This is a genomic window from Vibrio sp. 10N.222.55.C7, assembly GCF_041473335.1.
Taxonomy (GTDB): Bacteria; Pseudomonadota; Gammaproteobacteria; order Enterobacterales; family Vibrionaceae; genus Vibrio; species Vibrio crassostreae_C.
On sequence record NZ_JBFRSC010000033.1, the window covers coordinates 1 to 19,570 of the forward strand.

General features: G+C 46.4%; 18 protein-coding genes and 2 pseudogenes. 5 read left to right on the forward strand and 15 right to left on the reverse strand.

The genetic code is table 11. The features are described from left to right. Nucleotides 1-297 (forward strand): hypothetical protein (locus AB4482_RS12255; protein WP_372181020.1); only part of this gene is annotated, 297 nt, incomplete at its 5' end. A 109-nt stretch (nucleotides 298-406) separates the two neighbouring features. Here the strand turns inward: AB4482_RS12255 and AB4482_RS12260 are convergent. The 9 genes and pseudogenes from AB4482_RS12260 to puuE form a co-directional block, all read right to left on the reverse strand. Beyond that, nucleotides 407-589 (reverse strand): annotated as a pseudogene (locus AB4482_RS12260) (GrpB family protein); the annotation flags it as partial. 16 nt (nucleotides 590-605) lie between these two features. Next, the gene (locus AB4482_RS12265) at nucleotides 606-845 is read right to left on the reverse strand and encodes a hypothetical protein (RefSeq protein ID WP_017064998.1); all 240 of its coding nucleotides are present in this window, start codon (nucleotides 843-845) and stop codon (nucleotides 606-608) included. A gap of 96 nt (nucleotides 846-941) precedes the next feature. Further along, nucleotides 942-1,031 (reverse strand): annotated as a pseudogene (locus AB4482_RS12270) (AraC family transcriptional regulator); the annotation flags it as partial. 47 nt (nucleotides 1,032-1,078) lie between these two features. Further along, nucleotides 1,079-1,351, reverse strand: a complete 273-nt coding sequence (locus tag AB4482_RS12275; protein WP_017064999.1) for a DUF4282 domain-containing protein — start codon at nucleotides 1,349-1,351, stop codon at nucleotides 1,079-1,081. A gap of 392 nt (nucleotides 1,352-1,743) precedes the next feature. Further along, nucleotides 1,744-3,063, reverse strand: a complete 1,320-nt coding sequence (locus AB4482_RS12280; RefSeq protein WP_372181022.1) for a urate hydroxylase PuuD — start codon at nucleotides 3,061-3,063, stop codon at nucleotides 1,744-1,746. A 14-nt stretch (nucleotides 3,064-3,077) separates the two neighbouring features. Continuing rightward, complete coding sequence (locus tag AB4482_RS12285; protein ID WP_004732859.1) at nucleotides 3,078-3,638, reverse strand: ureidoglycolate lyase; 561 nt, start codon at nucleotides 3,636-3,638, stop codon at nucleotides 3,078-3,080. A gap of 14 nt (nucleotides 3,639-3,652) precedes the next feature. Then, a complete protein-coding gene (gene alc, locus AB4482_RS12290) occupies nucleotides 3,653-4,639 on the reverse strand; it encodes an allantoicase (protein ID WP_061021346.1) in 987 nt (328 codons plus the stop codon). A 123-nt stretch (nucleotides 4,640-4,762) separates the two neighbouring features. After that, the gene (uraD, locus tag AB4482_RS12295; protein ID WP_048613965.1) at nucleotides 4,763-5,278 is read right to left on the reverse strand and encodes a 2-oxo-4-hydroxy-4-carboxy-5-ureidoimidazoline decarboxylase; all 516 of its coding nucleotides are present in this window, start codon (nucleotides 5,276-5,278) and stop codon (nucleotides 4,763-4,765) included. Nucleotides 5,279-5,300: 22 nt separating this feature from the next. Then, nucleotides 5,301-6,236, reverse strand: coding sequence for an allantoinase PuuE (puuE, locus tag AB4482_RS12300; RefSeq protein WP_372181023.1), 936 nt, complete (start codon nucleotides 6,234-6,236; stop codon nucleotides 5,301-5,303). A gap of 411 nt (nucleotides 6,237-6,647) precedes the next feature. Here puuE and uraH point away from each other — a divergent pair, with 411 nt between their 5' ends. The 4 genes from uraH (at nucleotide 6,648) to AB4482_RS12320 (ending at nucleotide 11,782) form a co-directional block, all read left to right on the forward strand. Continuing rightward, a complete protein-coding gene (gene uraH, locus AB4482_RS12305) occupies nucleotides 6,648-7,001 on the forward strand; it encodes a hydroxyisourate hydrolase (protein WP_048611819.1) in 354 nt (117 codons plus the stop codon). A 246-nt stretch (nucleotides 7,002-7,247) separates the two neighbouring features. Then, nucleotides 7,248-8,591 carry an NCS2 family permease gene (locus AB4482_RS12310; protein WP_048611821.1) on the forward strand — a complete coding sequence of 448 codons (1,344 nt, stop codon included), beginning with the start codon at nucleotides 7,248-7,250 and terminating at the stop codon, nucleotides 8,589-8,591. Between the two features lie 218 nt (nucleotides 8,592-8,809). Beyond that, on the forward strand, nucleotides 8,810-10,261 hold the full coding sequence (locus AB4482_RS12315; protein ID WP_048613967.1) for a nucleobase:cation symporter-2 family protein: 1,452 nt from the start codon (nucleotides 8,810-8,812) through the stop codon (nucleotides 10,259-10,261). Nucleotides 10,262-10,420: 159 nt separating this feature from the next. Continuing rightward, entirely contained in the window at nucleotides 10,421-11,782 is a 1,362-nt protein-coding gene (locus AB4482_RS12320) for an 8-oxoguanine deaminase (RefSeq protein WP_050653189.1), read from the forward strand. Between the two features lie 173 nt (nucleotides 11,783-11,955). Here the strand turns inward: AB4482_RS12320 and gabT are convergent, their stop codons facing one another. The 6 genes from gabT to AB4482_RS12350 form a co-directional block, all read right to left on the reverse strand. Beyond that, nucleotides 11,956-13,227 (reverse strand): 4-aminobutyrate--2-oxoglutarate transaminase, encoded by a 1,272-nt coding sequence (gene gabT, locus AB4482_RS12325; RefSeq protein ID WP_017065005.1) that lies wholly within the window; start codon nucleotides 13,225-13,227, stop codon nucleotides 11,956-11,958. 15 nt (nucleotides 13,228-13,242) lie between these two features. Further along, nucleotides 13,243-14,670 carry an NAD-dependent succinate-semialdehyde dehydrogenase gene (locus AB4482_RS12330; RefSeq protein WP_017065006.1) on the reverse strand — a complete coding sequence of 476 codons (1,428 nt, stop codon included), beginning with the start codon at nucleotides 14,668-14,670 and terminating at the stop codon, nucleotides 13,243-13,245. Between the two features lie 93 nt (nucleotides 14,671-14,763). After that, complete coding sequence (gene aguA / locus AB4482_RS12335; RefSeq protein WP_017065007.1) at nucleotides 14,764-15,846, reverse strand: agmatine deiminase; 1,083 nt, start codon at nucleotides 15,844-15,846, stop codon at nucleotides 14,764-14,766. A gap of 11 nt (nucleotides 15,847-15,857) precedes the next feature. Continuing rightward, complete coding sequence (gene aguB / locus AB4482_RS12340; RefSeq protein WP_017067340.1) at nucleotides 15,858-16,724, reverse strand: N-carbamoylputrescine amidase; 867 nt, start codon at nucleotides 16,722-16,724, stop codon at nucleotides 15,858-15,860. Nucleotides 16,725-16,745: 21 nt separating this feature from the next. After that, entirely contained in the window at nucleotides 16,746-18,023 is a 1,278-nt protein-coding gene (locus AB4482_RS12345; RefSeq protein WP_017065009.1) for an FAD-binding oxidoreductase, read from the reverse strand. 30 nt (nucleotides 18,024-18,053) lie between these two features. Further along, complete coding sequence (locus AB4482_RS12350) at nucleotides 18,054-19,538, reverse strand: aldehyde dehydrogenase (protein ID WP_017065010.1); 1,485 nt, start codon at nucleotides 19,536-19,538, stop codon at nucleotides 18,054-18,056. Nucleotides 19,539-19,570 lie beyond the last annotated feature (32 nt).

The window sequence follows — 19,570 nt, forward strand, 5'->3', positions numbered from 1 at the left end:
TTTACTTTAATTGGTATTATGAGTGACGCAATTCAACAAGCTCGCATACAAAACAAAATGAAAAACCCTATGATAGCGCTACTGTTAGGTTTTGTAATACCAGGAGGCGCTCAGATGTATGCAGGGAGCGTCATATGGGGAATTGTTAACTTAATTCTCATCGTAGTTTGCGCGATCACCGTAATTGCTTCTCCAGTATCATTTATTTTATGGATAGTTTCGCTTTTCCTGGGTTACAAGGGCACCAAAGCTTATAACGATTCAGTTCTTGATAAAGCAGAATCCGCAGAATCATAATCAATAAATGTTGATAGTCTAACTTCACTAGGTTATCAACATTTAAGTTCCACTCATAGTCAATAACACTGACCACTTGCAAGGCCACATCATCAGCAGATGTGGATTACAACATACCAAGTTCAACACCTACGAATATATCCAAGTCGCCTTTAGATACTGCAGATGGAATAGAAGATGCGCCTACGTGCTCAACTCTCGCATTAAGGATTAGCTTTTTGATGTCACGTTCGTATCGGACAAACAGCTCGTTGCAAGCCGCTTGGTATTGTTCCGCAGGGTAAAATTTCATATATCTTCACTCCGAATCACAAACTATTGAAGACACCAATTGCTAACAGAAGCAACACGATACTAATAGCTCCGATATAAGAGATTCTGGTTCGCTCTTTGTCGGTTGGAATCAATGGGGGAAAGCGCCCTAGTGTGAATACTTTACAGACTATCCAGCCAGCTCCGTAACCAATGAACTCAATCAAGATCGACTGAAACAGATACCTAAAGAATGAGCTCAATGCCCTAAAATACGCGACTATCAAGTCTTCCATTTTTTGTCCTAAGTAAAGTCAATTTGGACTAAAAATGCCATGGGTAGAGATTCATATCAAGAACCTTATACAGGACTGCGCACGCAATGAATCAGTTTAAACGTAAGTACTTACTATCGACATGCAATGATTCACAGAGTCTTCTTTCTCACCAACAGGCGCAACATAGTGAATTGCAGCTTCGGCATGTTAGACAGCTAACATCGAAGTGTTAGCTGTCACGCATCTGAATACTAGGCTTCAGTCTCGCCTTTTAAGTCCTTTAGAGACTGCAGGTTTTCATTAATTTTGAAGATAACTATCATCAATTCACACCAAATTCTCGCACCTATAGCGCCGCCTAATATCGTAAACGCACCAAGAATAAACTTCTCAAATGTTACGCCTCCATATCCTCCAAACATGGTTGCTAGTCCTGAAACTACAGCGATTAGCAACAACAACCAATATAGGCCAGTAACTAACTTAGGAGTTAACATTGAGTCGAACGAAAAAACTGATTTCATTACTATATTTCCTTATTTTTATGAAATTTATACTTGGGTATCTAACTAGTTCTTTGTGAATATTCGCAATCAAAAGCTTTGAATTTCAACAAGCTTTCCTTTCAGAACATACACATACCAAACATACAGCCTAAATTTCATGACCAACAACAATTTATATGCAACTAAATATGTCATGTAACGCAAATATCGAACTCACGTCGGTGGGTTCATAAAACTATTAAGGATGCATACTAATAAAGTTTCTAATATGCCTTTGTCCAAAAACAACAAAAAGCCCCGGTTATAGGAACCGGGGAAACAGGGTGGGATGAGTTTGGCGCGTGCCCGTAAACCAAACTCTCCCCAAGCCTCACCTAAGACTCATGCTCTTAGGTAAAGGATTTACATCATTATTGAAGCGTAGCGCCTTGCTCTACCCAAGTGCCGATGAGTGCGCGTTCTTCGTCGGTCATTTGAGTCATGTTACCGAGCGGCATCACCTTGGTTGTTACGGTTTGAGCAACAATCCTTGGGACGCTGGCTTTAATCTCTTCTGGGGTATCAAACATCACACCGGCTGGCGCAGCAGCAAAAGCGGCGTGGCTCGGGGTTGATGAGTGGCACACAGAACAGCGCTCTTGAATGACTTTGTTGATGGTTTCAAAGCTGACGCCTGCGCTATCAGTTTGCATTGCGTGGTCTGCTGGTGCAGCTTGAGAACTAGCCGAAGTTGAAGCTGTGCCGTTTTCAGCAAGCTCTTCTGTCGTCGATTCCGTCGCGCTTACTTGCACTTCTTGAACCACAGGTGCTTGCACAACCGGAGTCATCTGCTTTTTCGCATAAGGTGAGGTCACAAACGCGAGCGTGATCATACCCAATGCCGCTACAGGTACAGTCCATGCAAACTTCTGGCTACCATGACGCGTGTTGAAGTAGTGACGCACCAAGATACTGAAAATCGCTAGACCTGCAAGAATCAGCCAGTTGTATTCCGAGCCATAAGTGCTTGGGAAGTGGTTACTGATCATGATGAACAGCACTGGCAGGGTCATGTAGTTGTTGTGACGAGAACGCAGTAGACCTTTCGCTGGCAGTGCAGGATCCGGTTCGCGCTTCTCTTCAATCGCTTTCACCAAGTTACGCTGCGCAGGCATGATAACGCGGAATACGTTACCCACCATGATGGTACCAATAATTGCGCCAACATGGATGTAGGCACCACGACCACTGAACACTTGAGTTAGGCCATATGTTGCAACAACAAGCAGCACAAACAGCACAACGCCAAGCAACACGGGTGTTTTGCCTAATGGTGAGTCACACAGTAAGTCATAGATAAACCAGCCAGCAACGAATGAACCAATACCAATCGCGATTGCGGTTGTTGAATCAAGGCCAGAGCCCGGTGCAATCAGGTAAATTTCAGCGTTGAGGTAGTAAACCACACCCAGTAGACACACACCGGTGATCCACGTGAAGTAAGCTTCCCATTTAAACCAGTGCAGGTGCTCTGGCATCTCTGGTGGCGCAAGTTTGTACTTCTCTAGGTGATAAATACCACCGCCGTGAATTGCCCATAAGTCGCCTGAAAGGCCCGTTTTTGGGTTTACTCGGTTAAGGTTGTTCTCTAACCAAACAAAGTAAAATGATGCGCCTATCCACGCAACACCAACAATCATGTGAGCCCAGCGTATTGCTAAATTCAACCATTCTGTAATATGCGGATCCATAATAAACTCCTGTATCACAACGCTTTAGCTAAGCGTTGCTCTTCCTTATTGTCGTCCGTTGGCAGATCGTCCAAATGCAACGCCACTCGGTCGCTGTCGAAATAAACTTCGTCACAGTTGTGTCCTTCGCCACCTCTATCGACGATCAAAAACTGGTCTTGATCGGTGAGGGCGAGAACTGGGTGATGCCACACCCCTTTGTGATAGTTCACTCCTTGACGGCCGTTGCTCAAGAAAGCTCGGCTATTGGCTAATGTTGGATCGTCGCCTTTTGGCGCAACAACAATTAAATAGGGTTGACCAAGTAATGGAATGAATGCCTGAGAGCCAAGTGGATGACGCTCTAACATTTTGATGGTCAGTGGGTAGCTCAACGGTGTGGCTTGGAAGATGCTGATGATGGCTTCTCCATCTTGGTCTTGCACATCCGTTGTCGCTAGCTTGTGGTAGCGACGTGTTGAACCACTGTTGATCATGAAGAAATCACTATTATCGGACTCGATAACATCGCCAAACTCTGCAAAAGCCTGCTTGGTTAACGGCTCGATGGATAAACGACGTATTCCATTACTCATACTCATTTCCTTACCTATTTCGCTTTCGTACCAAACAGACGTAAACGGCTTATACCACCATCTGGGAATATGTTTGCACGTACGTGGGTAATCGCACCAAGGTCGTTTACCTCAGAAATGAATTCGTGAATCTCGTGCGCTTGCAGCTTTTGTGCAGGCAGCAATTCACGCCAGAATAGGCTTTGAGTTTCTACTTGGTCGTCGGTACCGCCCTTCACATAAGCCGCTTGAATTGAGCAGCTGTCTGGGTAGTTACCTTTGAAGTGGGCCGTATCCACAACGATGCGTTCGATGTTGCCTGGGTGGCCTAGTGCCACGATAACCCAGTCGTTACCCGGTGTACGACGACGTGCTGTTTCCCAGCCATCACCCATGTTTTCACCGCGGCCAGGACCTAAGATGTTGGCTTTGTTGCCGTAGTGCTCGTCGCTACATGCGAGTGCTCGGCCACCGTGTTCAACCGATGCTAGGTCGACTTGTTGCTGAGAATCTATGGCGTCCCAATCCACACTTGGTCGGCCATAAACACGTAAACGTGCAACACCGCCGTCTGGATAGATGTTCAAACGTAGGTGCGTAAATACTTGGTCACTTTCAATCGCTTCAAGATGATGATGATCACCTTGTAGTGCCATTGAAGGCAGAATTTCTTGCCACTCTGTTGCGTCTGTTGGCTCACCTTGTGGTGAATAACACGCGTCAATTGATGCCGAAGGTGGGAAGTTACCTGTGAAGAATGAGGTATCAATATCAACGCCAGCAATAGTGCCAGCTAGGCCAAGGCGAACGACACAGTAGTCGTAACCTTCACCACGTTTACGTCGGCTTTCCCAACCGTCCATCCACTTGCCGTTATCGTCGTATAAGTCGTCTTTCCACTCTGGCGCTGCGTGGCTGAGTAGACGGCTTTTGTCCGCGAAAAAATCGTCTGTTGCAAAGATAGCTTCTGCGCCGAGTTTTTCGTCTGCAAGGTTTATGTATTGTTCAAATGTTTGGGTCATGTCCGTGTAATCCTATCCAATTAATCAAGTAATAATAAAATGAGAACTTAGTGGCTTATTCGCTTACAAAGCGTGCTCTTAGCGCACTAAGACTGGGCTGAGATAGCTGTTAACTCCGTTAACTTACATATCCCAGAGACGAAACATCGCGATCTTGTTGATCTCTTGAATCGCCGTAGCAAACTCAGTTTCACTATCATTTCCTAATCGCATCTCGAACGACTCAAGAATTTGGTAACGATTGGCTCCCTTCACCGCCATGATAAAAGGGAAATTGAAGCGACTTTTGTAGCTGTTGTTGTAAGAAGTGAATTTTTCAAATTCTTCGGCGCTGCACTGGTCAATGCCCGCCCCCGCTTGTTCTTTGGTCGACGACTCGGTGAGTTCGCCGTTTACTGCTGCTCGACCGGCTAAATCCGGGTGAGCGTTGATCAAAGCCAACTGTTTGCCTTGGTCTGCACTTAACAAGGTCGATGCCATTTTCAGATGAAGATTCTCGATATGGTCGTCTTCGGCATTCAAACCTTGGTCATACACCACTTCTGCAACCCATGGGCTGTGCTCGTAAACATCAGCGAAGTGAGCGACAAAGGTATCGCGGTCCATGGTTGTTGGTTGGCATGATCGAAATTCAGTCACGTTAAGCCTCCTTGCTTCACTGCTACTTCTGTTGTTGATGAACGCTGTTCGGTTGATAAGGGTGAAGTTGGTGCCAGTGGTTGGCAATATCGATTCGACGACATAGCCACACACTGTCGTGCTCTTTTACGTAATCTAAGAAGCGTCTTAATGCAGCAATACGACCGGGGCGACCAATCAGACGACAATGCAACCCAACCGACATCATTTTCGGTGCGGTTTCGCCTTCCATATAAAGGGTGTCAAACGTATCTTTCAGATATTGGAAGAACTGCTCACCAGAGTTAAAGCCTTGCGCTGTTGAAAAACGCATGTCGTTTACATCGAGTGTGTAAGGGATCACTAGCTGAGGATGACCGGTTTCGGTATGCCAATAAGGCAGGTCATCATCATAGGCATCGGAGTCGTAAAGAAAACCACCTTCTTCTGCTACCAAGCGACGCGTATTCGGCCCAGTTCGACCTGTGTACCAACCTTGTGGGCGCTGCCCCGTCACTTGTTGGATGATCTCAATCGCTTTGGTCATGTGGTCGCGCTCTTCAGACTCATCAATGTATTGATAGTCTATCCAGCGATAACCGTGGCTACAGATTTCGTGACCCGCTTCGACCATGGCTTTGGCTACGTCTGGGTGACGCTCAATCGCCATTGCGACCGCAAAGACGGTCAGTGGGATTTCATATTCATCGAACAAGCGAAGAACACGCCATACACCCGCACGGCTACCATATTCATAGATGGATTCCATGCTCATGTGACGTTCGCCTTTGATCGGCTGTGCTGACGGGATCTCTGAAAGAAAGGCTTCAGACTCGTCGTCTCCATGTAACAAACAACGCTCACCGCCCTCTTCATAGTTCAATACAAAAGAAACCGCGACGCGCGCATTACCTGGCCATTGAGGGTTTGGAGGGTTAGCTCCGTAACCGATCAAATTTCTTGAATAATCCTTATTCATCCAAGTACTCCTAACATAAGTGGTTGGCTTAGCCGCTCTTTCGTTGGTTCATCAAAATGAATCAGTGAATGGATTTTCCAAAAACTGAGCAACCTTACCCCTGTACATTTATTGTATACAATTATTTATCTCAATGTAAAGATTTTGTTATTCAAGTTAATTTTTCTTATTAAAACCATTTAAAAACAACACCTTAACAATGCAACCCTCGACCAAAAACCAATAATCCACATCTTTAAAGTCAGAAAAAACGACTAAATAGTTAACATTTTTCCAACAATTCGCTTTACTAATTGTATACAGTTCGTACATAGTTAGTGATAACAAAGTGACCAGTTGCATTCTTTGCAGGGTCGAATTACACAGATAAACCACGGAACAGAGGAGCGCCAAAAGCGCTATTAAAGGACTATGGGAAGACTAACAACACACGTATTAGACACTACTCACGGCTTACCGGGTGCAGAGATCAAGGTAGAGCTTTATAAGGTCAACGAAGGCTCAACAGAAAAGCTGGCGACGGTACTCACTAACTCCGATGGCCGAACCGATGCGCCGATTCTGGCAGGAAATGATTTCCGACCGGGGAAATACCAATTGGTGTTTTACGTCGCCGATTACTACAGAAGCAAAGGCGTGGAGCTGGATGGCGTGCCCTTCCTAGATGATGTGGTTATTCGCTTTGGTCTAGATGATCCAGACGCGCACTACCACGTTCCTCTTCTCGTCTCGCCTTACAGTTTCTCAACCTATCGGGGCAGTTAGTCCCGTGACCTAGAACTTCGAACTAGGCTCAACCGACAAACCATAAACAAATTCACGTGTACACCCCAAAAGGTGTGCACTCACTAAACACGCTCATATAAAAATACTAACAACGTTATTAGTTAGAAGTTGATGACTAAACAACAGATAACTAAAGAAATAACGGCTAGGAAAAAACCTTAAAACTTAATATTGAAATCTCGCTGTATTCAATAAATGGATCACAACATAAAAGGACTTGCTGACATGAGTGAGAGTAAAACAGAAATACTCAACCAAGATGCGAACAACGGAATTTTAGAGAAGTTTTTTAAAATTAAGGCCCACGGAAGTAGCGTAAAAAATGAGTTAGTCGGTGGTGTCACCACCTTCGCAACCATGGCTTACATCATCTTCGTTAACCCACAAATCATGGCCGCTTCAGGCATGGATTCAGGTGCGGTATTCGTCGCGACCTGTATTGGTGCTGCGATCGGTTGTTTGTTAATGGGGCTATTTGCGAACTGGCCTGTCGGACTTGCGCCGGGCATGGGCTTGAACGCCTTCTTCTCGTTCACAGTAGTAAGCGAAATGGGCTACAGCTGGGAAGTCGCGCTAGGTGCGGTGTTTATCTCCGGTATCTTGTTCGTCGGGATGAGCTTCTACAAAGTCCGCCAATGGATAATTGAAAGTATCCCTGTGAGTCTGCGTTATTCCATGACAGCGGGTGTTGGCTTGTTTTTGGGTCTGATTGGCTTAAAAACAGCAGGTATCGTCGTCGAAAACCCAGCAACTTTAGTATCACTAGGTGACTTTACTAAACCAGAAGCGCTACTGGCGGCTATCGCGTTCCTTATCATCGCGGTTCTCAGTGAGCGTAAGGTTTTTGGTGCGGTGTTAATCGGCATTTTGAGTGTAACTCTGGTCGGTATGATGCTTGGCTTAGTGCATTACAACGGCTTCTTCGCAGCACCACCAAGTTTAGCGCCTACGTTCCTAAAAATGGACATTATGGGCGCACTTGATGTTTCGATGATCAGCGTTATCTTGGCTTTCCTTTTTGTAAACATGTTCGATACCGCGGGTACTTTGATGGGCGTGGCTGAGCGTGCAAACCTAACCAACCCTGAAACAGGCAAGATCGAAGGTCTAAGCAAAGCGCTGAAAGCTGACAGTATCTCAAGCGTGGCAGGTGCGTGTGTGGGTTGTCCGCCAGTAACCAGTTACGTAGAAAGTGCAGCGGGCGTTGCAGCAGGCGCACGAACTGGCCTATCGGCAATTGTGGTTGGTGTGTTGTTCTTAGCGGCGATTTTCCTATCTCCACTTGCAGGTATGATCCCAGCTTACGCAACCTCTGGCGCGTTGATTTACGTGGCGTTCGTGATGATGAGCAGCATGCAGCACGTTGATTGGAAAGACTTCACCAACGGTGCACCTGCAGCCATTACTGCGCTAATGATGCCACTGACGTTCTCCATCGCGAATGGTATCGCACTGGGTTTCATTACCTACACAGTACTGAAACTGGCGACAGGTAAAACAAAAGACGTATCAATTTCGATGTACTTCCTAGCGGCTATCTTCATCGCCAAGCTAGTGTTCATCGGCTAATCACCAAACGTGACTATCGCTTGGCCTGTTCGCAGGCCGAGCTATCAAGAAACAGGTTACAACAACATTTTTAAGAAAAAGCTAATTGTGCTAATCAGCGGAACGCACAAGCAATCCGTTCCTTTAGCGCACCTTTTTTATGACCCTACGCAGTTTGTAGAAGTCATTATTTGACCGCCAATCGCCTGTAAACGGAAACGCAGGCAGAGGAATATCAAATGAAACTTCTGTACACCCTAAATGAAAGACCGCCTCATGGGCTAACCCTCCTACTCGCACTGCAACACATGCTCGCCTCGATTGGTGGCATTGTGGCTGTTCCCCTTATTGTCGGCGCTTCTATCGGCCTACCTAATACAGAGATCGTCTCGCTGATCAATGCTGCGCTACTGGCGTCAGGTATTGTGACCGTCGCTCAATGTCTTGGTTTCGGCCCAGTCGGTATTCGACTGCCCGTTGTAATGGGTTCAAGCTTTGCCTTTTTGGGTGTCGCTATCTCGATTGGTAACGAAGGTGGTGTCGCCGCCATTATGGGCTCAGCACTTATCGGCTCATTCGTGGTCATTGGTGCCAGCTTCTACATGGACAAGGTTCGAAAGCTGTTCCCGACCGTGGTAAGTGGTGTTGTGGTTACCTTAATCGGCTTAACCATTTTACCGGTTGCCATGAATTGGGTCGGAGACTCTCCTGCCAACACGGAACAATTCGCAACCTTACCAAAGCTGTTTCTAGCCCTTGTATCGCTAGGCATCGTGGTCGGCGTGTCGGTTTACTGTAAAGGCGCGGTTGCTGCTTCAGCTATCGTGATTGGTTTAGCGGGCGGCTACATTGTGGCGTTATCGCTCGGCATGGTCGACCTTGAGCAAATCAGCTCTGCCGCTTGGGTAGGTGGCCCAGAACCTTTCAAATACGGCTTCACCTTTTCTGCGAGTGCGATTATCAGCATGAGCTTGGTGTACATCGTGGTTATCGCCGAAGCGACCGGTGACTTCATGGCACTCGGCAACAACTGCCAAACCCAAGTATCCGGTAAAGACTTAAAACGTGGTCTTCTAGGTGATGGCCTTGGCAGTACCTTATCTTCAATTTTAACGGCAATGCCACTGGCATCATTCAGTCAAAACGTCGGTATTGTGGGTATCACCGGTGTAGCGAGTCGTTATGTAGTAGCTGCAACGGGTGGTTTGTTGATTTTAGGTGGCTTATTCCCGAAATTAGCCGCCATTGCCGTCACGATTCCGAAACCTGTTCTGGGTGGTGTAGGCTTTGTGATGTTCGGTATGATCGCTTACGCGGGTATCCGCATGTTGATCAAAGCCGCAGACACCAAGCGAAATGCCTTGGTAATCTGTGTTGGTTTGGCATCTGGTTTAGCTGTAACTTTCGAACCAAGATTGCTGCAACACTTACCTCATGATCTAGCGAACTTTCTTCACTCTGGCATCACTACCGGTACTATTATGACGGTATTGCTGAACCTTATTCTGCCGAAATCTTCACGAGCAGAAGAGCAAGAAGCGTTAGCCGAGAGCCAAGCGCAAGTTGAGTTAGAAATGAAAGAACAAGCTGAAGAAGCGCTTCAAGCAGACGAGCAATTAGAGATTCAACAAGCAAGCACAGAAGCAGACGTTCAAGCGGCATCAGATAACCCTGAGCCCAAAGCGAACTAGCTGGTTCACTGACTAATGTAAAACCGATTTCCGTAGGATCAGGGCTGATTAGAGCATTAAACGTTTTAACGACCCTGATTCGAATTTATCTTTTAACTACAAATACCAAATAAAGACCCTCTTCCCTGAAAAGGCTGAGATGGCTAAGGACTACTATGAATGGAAACCATCTGGATTAAGAATCCTCTCGCAATCTATACTGGCTCACTGGCTGATGCAGAAGGCGGAATCGTCATTAAAGGTAATACAATCATTGAGCTGGTTGGCAAACACAAAGAGCCAACCTTACCCGTAGATTACAGCGTCGACGCCTCTCGTCATGTTGTGACTCCTGGGCTTATCAATGCGCACCACCACTTCTATCAAACCTTAACGCGTGCCTACCCTGGCGCACTCAATAAAGAACTCTTCCATTGGCTACAAAGCCTCTACCCGGTTTGGGCGAATCTCGACTCTGAGATGATGAGCCTTGCTACAGAGCTGGCGCTGGTTGAGTTAATGATGTCGGGCTGCACTACCGCATCCGATCACCATTACTTACTACCAAACGGGCTTGAACACGCCATCGATTTACAAGTCGAAGCAGCAGAGAAGCTGGGAGTTAGAGCGATATTTACCCGAGGTTCCATGAGCCTAGGGGAAGATGAGGGTGGATTGCCACCAAGACACACCATTCAAACCGAACAAACCATCATTGATGACAGCCAGCGCTTGATTCGTGATTACCACCAGCGTGATGAAGGGGCGATGATTCAAATCGCGCTCGCGCCTTGTTCGCCGTTCTCAGTCACTACCGACCTGATGAAAGAGACCGCCAAGATCAGTGAGCGTGAAAACGTCATGATGCACACGCACCTATGCGAAACGCTCGATGAAGAAGACTTCTGTATAGAGAAGTTTGGCTTGCGCCCAGTTGATTACCTAGAAGATGTGGGTTGGCTGAACGAGCGCACTTGGCTCGCTCATGGTATTCACTTCAATCCAGAAGAGATCAAACGTTTGGGTAAAGCAGGCATTGGTATCAGTCACTGCCCAACTTCCAATATGATGTTGGCTTCCGGTATTTGTAAAAACAACGATCTAGAAGCAGCAGGCGTAAAAGTCGGGCTAGGTGTGGATGGTTCGGCCTCAAACGACGGCTCTAATATGATTGCCGAAGTGCGCATGGCGATGTATCTACAACGCCTGCAATATGGTTCCGCCAACGTTTCACACTTTGATGCATTGCGCTGGGCGACATCCGGTTCTGCCGCGGCAATGGGCAGAACCGACATTGGTACACTAGAGGTTGGCAAACAAGCCGATATCGCGATGTTCAAGCTCGATGATATTCGTTTTTCTGGCAGCCACGACCCACTGGCCGCATTACTACTTTGTGGTGCTCAACAAGCGGATAAAGTGATGGTTGCAGGTAAGTGGCGAGTGAACGATGGCGCTGTGATTGGCGTAGACATGGAACAACTAATGCACCGCCACCATGCAGCTGCAATGAAGCTAGGTAAACTGGCGATGAATAACTAGGTACACGCCAACTAGAAAAGCGAAAACAAAAAGGCCGACATGATGTCGGCCTTACTTATTCATTCACAGCCCCGTCCTCAATGTGTAAATACATTTCAGGAAGGGACATTATAAGCACGAAAAGAATATCTACAATGACCTTTATATTAAAATACAATGTCTTAACTCAAATCCTAAACAACTTCCAGAATAATTTTCTCAAGCTTATCTAAGCCTTCGCTGAGTACTTCAGATTCAATAGTTAATGGTGGAAGCAGACGAATTACATTCGCTTTTACACCACACGAAAGCAGAATAAGACCATTTTCTTGTGCTTTCGCTATCACCGCTTTAGTTAAGTCCTGCAATGGCTTGCCTGACTCTGGATCAGTAAACTCAATAGCCATCATCGCTCCAGTGGTACGTATTTCACCAATAGCTGGAACCGATTCCTGTAGCTTGCTCATACGGGCATTCACAACCTCACCAATGCCCATTGCTTTAGCACACAATTGCTCTTCTTCGATAATTTTTAGGACTTCTAAACCAGCCACACACCCCAACGGAGAGCCAGCGTAAGTACCACCTAAGCCACCTGGTAGTGCCGAATCCATAACACCGGCTTTTCCCACTACTGCTGAGATAGGGAAACCACCCGCAATACCTTTTGCCATTGTTATCATGTCGGGTTCAATGCCCAGATATTCAGTGGCAAACATTTTACCCGTGCGCGCAAAGCCCGTTTGGATTTCATCCGCGATAAGCATAATGCCGTATTTGTCACACAACTCACGCAGGCCTTGAGCAAACTCCGCGGGGGCTTGATAGAAACCGCCTTCACCTTGCACAGGCTCAAAGATTATCGCCGCCACGCGTGATGGCTCAATATCACACGCAAACAAATCATCGAGCGCTTGCAGGCTTTGTTCTGTGCTTACGCCATGAAAAGCATTTGGGTAAGGTGCATGAAATATTTCATTTGGAAATGGGCCAAAGCCCGCTTTGTAAGGCGCGACTTTACCAGTTAGCCCCATGGTCATATTAGTACGGCCGTGGAAGCCACCTTTAAAAGCAATCACACCACTGCGGCCAGTATGAGCTCTCGCTACTTTCACAGCATTCTCAACCGCTTCAGCTCCTGTTGTCAGGAAAATCGCTTTTTTATCACTGTCACCGGGGGCGAGTTCTGTGAGCTTTTCTGCCAGTTCAACAAAGGAGGCATAAGGCGTCACCATAGCACAAGTGTGTGAAAAGTTATCCAGTTGAGCCTTTACCGCTTCGTTGATACGCTTATTTGCATGCCCTGTATTCGTTACCGCGATACCAGCAGCAAAGTCGATATATTTATTTCCATCCACATCCCACACGTGAGCATTCTCTGCTTTTTCGACATAAAGTGGGTACAGTGCGCCCATGCCTTGAGCGATAACTTCGCTTCTTCTTTGATGTAGTTGTTGATTTGTCATTGTCATGTCCTTTGATTAGTTGCCGCCAAAGCAGAGATATTTGATGCTCATGTATTCATCGATACCTTGTTTTGCCCCTTCACGCCCGATACCGGACTGCTTAACTCCACCGAAAGGGGCTACCTCGGTAGAGATCATGCCTTCGTTAATTCCTACCATGCCGTACTCCAGTGCTTCTGCTATCTTCCATACACGGTGGATATTTTGGCTATAGAAGTAAGACGCTAAGCCATAGATAGTGTCGTTAGCCATTTCGATAAGCTGTTGGTCATCATCAAATTTGATCACAGGAGCGACGGGGCCAAAGATCTCTTGCGAGATAATATCCATATCATGCGTAACGTTTTTGAGAACGACAGGTTGCATGAATAGACCATCAAGAGTTTTCGGCTCAGTAACTGGTTTCGCGCCCTGTTCGATTGCGCCGTCAATGAGGGACTGAATACCTTGTTTTGCTGATTCGCTGATTACCGGACCAACATTTACACCCTCTTCTAGACCATTGCCTACTTTAAGCTGCTGCACTGCTGCATCGAATTTTTCAACAAACTCATCGTACACCTTGTTATGTACATAAAAACGGTTAGCGCAGACGCAAGTTTGACCGGCATTACGAAACTTAGACGCCATTGCACCAAGCACAGCCGCATCAATATCTGCATCATCAAATACGATAAATGGTGCATTTCCACCGAGCTCCATTGACGTTCGCTTGATGTCGTTTGCACTTTGCTGCATCAGCACTCTTCCAACTTGCGTAGAGCCCGTGAAAGAGAGCTTACGAATCAGAGGATGTGAGGTAAAAATACCGCCAACTTGACGAGAATTCGCGCCCAATACCACTTGCAGTACATCACGAGGAATGCCCGCTTGATATGCTAGCTCAGCTACAGCAAAAGCAGATAAAGGTGTGGATTCAGACGGCTTCACAATAAAACTACAGCCAGCCGCAAGTGCTGGACCTGCCTTACGAGTTATCATTGCAATAGGAAAATTCCACGGAGTAATCGCACAAGCTACTCCAATAGGTTGTTTCATAGTTACAAGGCGTTTGTCGCTACTTGGCGCTGGAATTGTCTCACCATAGGTACGCTTCGCTTCTTCAGCAAACCACTCGATAAAGCTTGCGCCGTACAACACCTCACCTTGTGCTTCTGCCCATGGCTTGCCTTGCTCTAACGTCATCAGGCGACCGAGATCTTCCTTGTTATCAAGTAACAACTGATACCATTTTTGTAGTAAACCAGAACGGGTTTTGGCTGGCAGCAAAGCCCACTCTTTTTGCGCGAAGCTTGCACGCTCGACCCCATCTAAAATGTCATGTTCAGACGACACTGGTGCATAACCAAGTATTTCACCCGTCGCGGGGTTACTTACAGCAATACCTTGGTCTTGATTTAGCACCATAAACGACAGCAATGATTGATTTGTAATTTGTTGCATGGGGATTCCTTTTGACAGCTTTACCTTGGCGTCTACTGATAGTTACCCTACCAAGCAGAAAACCAATAGTTCATTGTTTTAATAATGGTTTTCCTAAGCAGGGATCTGCTGAGTAATGCAGTGGATGTTACCTCCACCCAGCAAAACCTCACGCGTTGGTATACCAACGACTTGATGTTCAGGCATCGCTTGCCGCAATATTTTTATTGCCTGCTCGTCAGTTCTATCATCGAGCAATGGCAAAAACACATAACCATTCGCGATAAGAAAGTTGGCATAAGAAGCACTTAACCTTTCCCCTGCATCACGTGTCATTCCATCACTTTTATCAATTCCGCTTGCTTCTGCTTCGCTATAGTGCAAAGGCCCTGGCAACGGTAAACGGATGATTTCAATCTCTCGACCTTTAGCATCAGATTGATCTTTTAACACTTGTTCCGCCTGACGAGATAATGCGAATTGTGGGTCTGATGGATCATCTGTCCAACTCAATACCACTTTCCCCGGGGCAATTACATGCATCAAATTATCAACATGTCCGTCAGTTTCATCATCGAATAGTCCTTTAGGCAGCCAAATGACCTTTTCAATACCTAGATATTCTTTGAGATGTGTTTCTATCTGTTGTTGATTCAACTCAGGGTTGCGTCCCGGACTAAGCAAACACTCTTCTGTTGTATAGAGCGTACCTTCGCCATCAGTATGAATTGAGCCCCCCTCTAAAACGAATGGGGCGTTGTAGTGATCAATTCCGATAATGTCACATACTGAGCTAGCCACTAGGTCGTCCTGCTGCCAGTTTTCATAGAGGCCATTATAGTCACCACCCCAAGCGTTAAACTGCCAGTTGATTCCACGACGCTCGCCGTCTTGATTCACCAACACTGTGGGCCCAATATCACGCATCCACGCATCATTGAATGGGATTTCAACAAGCCGAATATCTGAATGAAGCAATGTTCTCGCCTTATCAAATTGCTTCGCACTCACGGCGACACAAACCTTAGTCACTTCTGCTATTGCATTCGCAATGCTAGCGAATGTTTGCTGGGCAGGAAGGGCGTTATCACGCCAATTGTCTCGTCTTTCTGGCCAAGCCAACCAAACTTCTTCAATAGGATGAAACTCAGCTGGAAAGTAGAACCCATCTTGCAGTGGTGTTGTCGATAACTGCATACTCTGCCCCTTTAAACTGCTAGTTTGCCCACAGAGCCATATAGATCTGGGCGGCGGTCACGGAACAGCCCCCACGAGTGACGCGCTTGAGCCGTTGCGGCTAAATCAATCTCCGCGTAAATGATAGCTTCCTCATCACGTGGCGCTTCTGCCAACTTGCCACCAGTATGATCGGTAATAAAAGAAGAACCGTAGAATGTGGTTTCAATGCCATCATCACATTCTGTGCCTACGCGATTAGACGCAATCACAGGAACCAAGTTTGCAGCGGAATGGCCTTGCATAGTGCGTTGCCAGTGATCACGAGAATCTAAAGTTGGATCTTGTGGTTCGCTGCCAATAGCGGTTGGGTAAAAAATGGCTTCTGCACCATGTAACGCTAAGCTACGAGCAAGCTCGGGAAACCATTGATCCCAGCAAATACCAGCGCCGAACTTACCAAACTGGGTTTGCCATACTTTGAAACCAGTATCTCCAGGACTAAAATAGTATTTTTCGCTATAACCCGGACCATCCGGGATGTGTGATTTGCGGTAGTTATCTAGCACAGTGCCATCGGCATCAATCATCACTAATGAGTTAAAGAAGGTATTGCCCGCTTTTTCAAAATAACTAACTGGAATCACGACCCCGAGTTCTTTTGCCAATGCACTCATCTCTGTTATCAACAGACAATTGTCTACTTCCTCAGCCAACTCAAAATACTTAGCTTCTTGCTTCTTACAAAAATAAGGAGCAGCGAACAATTCCTGCGGCAAAACCACATTGGCACCGTTACTCGCAGCTTCACGAATCGCTTGCTTAGCTTTATTTAGGTTATCTTCCAGATCCCAGCTTTTGGTCAGTTGCAGGGCCGCGAATTTTACTACTCTACTCATTGGATGTTCCTTATCGTCCGGTTAGATAGCCAGTTTATCTCTTAGGTTGTAATACGCTGCGCCAACTGCTGTGAATGGTATTTGGAAGTGACGTCCACCAGGGAAGGCGTAGTGCTTGAGTTGTGCGAAGGCATCAAATCGTTCGGCATGCCCTGTTAAGGCTTCTGCCAATAGCTTGCCAGCCAAGTGAGTACAGGTAACTCCATGACCACTGTAGCCTTGCAAATAATAAATATTGTCGTCGAATGCGCCGAACTGCGGCATACGTGAGTAGGTAAGTAAGAAGTTACCAGTCCATGTGTAATCAATCTTGATACCTTTAAGTTGAGGGAAAATACCTTCTAACTTAGGACGAATCAGAGACTCAATGTCTTGAGGGTCACGAGCGCCATAAACCACCCCGCCCCCAAACAACAAGCGTTTGTCGGCACTCAATCGGAAATAGTCCAGTAAGTAATTACAGTCTTCAACGCAGTAGTCACTTGGTAAAACCTGTTTTAGTTGCTCATCGGTAAGCGGCTCTGTCGCCACGACTTGAGTTCCACATGGGATGGCTTTGTTACTGATATTCGGAGCCAACCCACCTAAGTAGGCGTTGCCAGCTAACACCAAGTATTTACTCTTCACGCTACCGCTCGCTGTTCTTGCAACAGGATTCGCACCTTTTTCAATGGACGTTACCGCTGATTGTTCAAAAATTTGGCCACCAAGAGAAACAAATGCTGCGGCTTCCCCCAATGCGAGTTTAAGCGGATGAATGTGCCCACCTCGCATATCAAGCAAGCCACCGGTGTAAGCTTGAGTACCAACCGCCTCTTCTACTTGGCTAGCATCCAACATGGTGAGCTGGTCATTACCATATCGCTCCCAGTTTTTCTTATGATGCTCTAAACCTATTAACTGCTTTTTGTTTAGCGCGGTAAATAGGCCACCGCGTTTGTGGTCACACTCAATATCGTATTTTTCGATTAGGCCACGAATGACATCTCCGCCTTCGAAAATCATGTCACACAGGGCTTTAGCCTGGGGTTGGTCGTAACGGCTTTCTATTACATCAACATCTCGGCTGTAGCTATTGACGATCTGTCCACCATTACGACCAGTTGCTCCAAAACCAACTTTGGCACTCTCTAGTACCACTACCTTAAAACCTTTCTCGGCTAAATGAAGAGCCGAAGATAAACCTGAAAACCCAGCCCCAACCACACACACATCACACTCAATGTTGTCTTGCAGTTGTGGGAACTCTGGCATGTTCGGGATAGAGTGGGCGTAAAACGAATCCGTATGCTTATTCATAGTGATATTCCTTTATTAATCATCAGCAGGCTAAGGGTGAAGGCGAATCCAAGTGGTTTTGGTTTCTGTGAATTTTTCGATGGCGTGCAGTGATTTATCACGGCCGTTACCACTCATTTTGAACCCACCAAAAGGGACGGTCATATCACCTTCGTTGTAGTTGTTCACCCAAACAGAACCTGCCTGAAGCTGTTTAGCTACACGGTGTACGCGGTTAATGTTATTGCTCCAAAGCGCCGCACCTAAACCGTATTTTGAGTCATTGGCGATTGCGACGGCTTCAGCTTCATCTTTAAATGAGATAACACAAAGTACAGGACCAAAGATCTCTTCCTGGGCGACACGCATTTTATTGTCAACGTTATCAAGAATGGTCGGCTCAACAAATGCACCTTTGCCTTCAACATCACCCCCGCAACGAAGAACTGCACCTTCCGCTTGGCCAAGCTCTATATATTCAAGCACTTTTGATTTGTGACCTTGATCGATGAGCGCTCCCATCGAAGATGAGGTGTCCATTGGGTCTTTCGGCATAAAGGATTGAGCCGCAGAAATGACTTTATCAACAAAGCGATCTTTGATGCTTTCGTGCACTAATAAACGAGTTGCAGCGACACAGACTTCGCCTTGGTTATAGAAGCAACCACCAGCGGTTTCTGCGGCTGCACGATCGAGGTCTTCGCAGTCTTCAAATACGATATTGGCATTCTTACCACCAGCCTCAGCAAACACACGCTTAAGATTGGTTTCACCAGAACGAACCATTAATTGACCAGCAATACGAGTGGAACCCGTAAATGCAATACAGTCGACGTCATGGTGTTTCGCTAAAGCATCACCGGCTTCATGGCCAAAGCCTGTAACGACTTGAAAAACGCCACGTGGTAAGCCTGCTTGATTGGCGAGTTGACCAATATAAATAGCAGTGAGAGAAGATTTTTCAGAGGGTTTAAGAATAACGCTATTACCTGCTGCTAATGCAGGGCCAAGTTTCCAGCAAGCTAACCATAATGGAAAGTTCCATGGAACTACCGCTGCAACAACACCGATAGCTTGATGAGAAACAAAGGCGTGTACATCTTGTTCCGTTGGCGCGACTTCCCCATACACTTTATCGATGGCTTCTGCATACCAACGCAGTGCACTTGCAGCACCAGGGATATCGGTTGAAAAGCTATGGCTGATTGGCTTACCCGTATCTAGGGTTTCCAGCAACGCAAGTTCTTCACGATGTTGGTCAATCAGCGTTGCAAATTGGCTGAGTACCGCTTTGCGATATGACGGAGCGCTGTTGCTCCATTCACCAGAAAGGAAAGCTTGACGAGCACATGTTACCGCAAGCTCAACATCTTCTTCTTGGCAACGAGCTATCTGGGTCAGTGTCTCGTCGGTAGCCGGGTTAACAACATCTAGAGTTTCTCCACTGATAGCTGCGCTATATTCGCCATTAATAAAGGCACGATTTTCGATGTTTAGATTGTTTCTCAGTTCAATCCATTGTTCTTGGGTTTTCATACGCTCTCCTTGTTATCACAACAAGGCAAGGC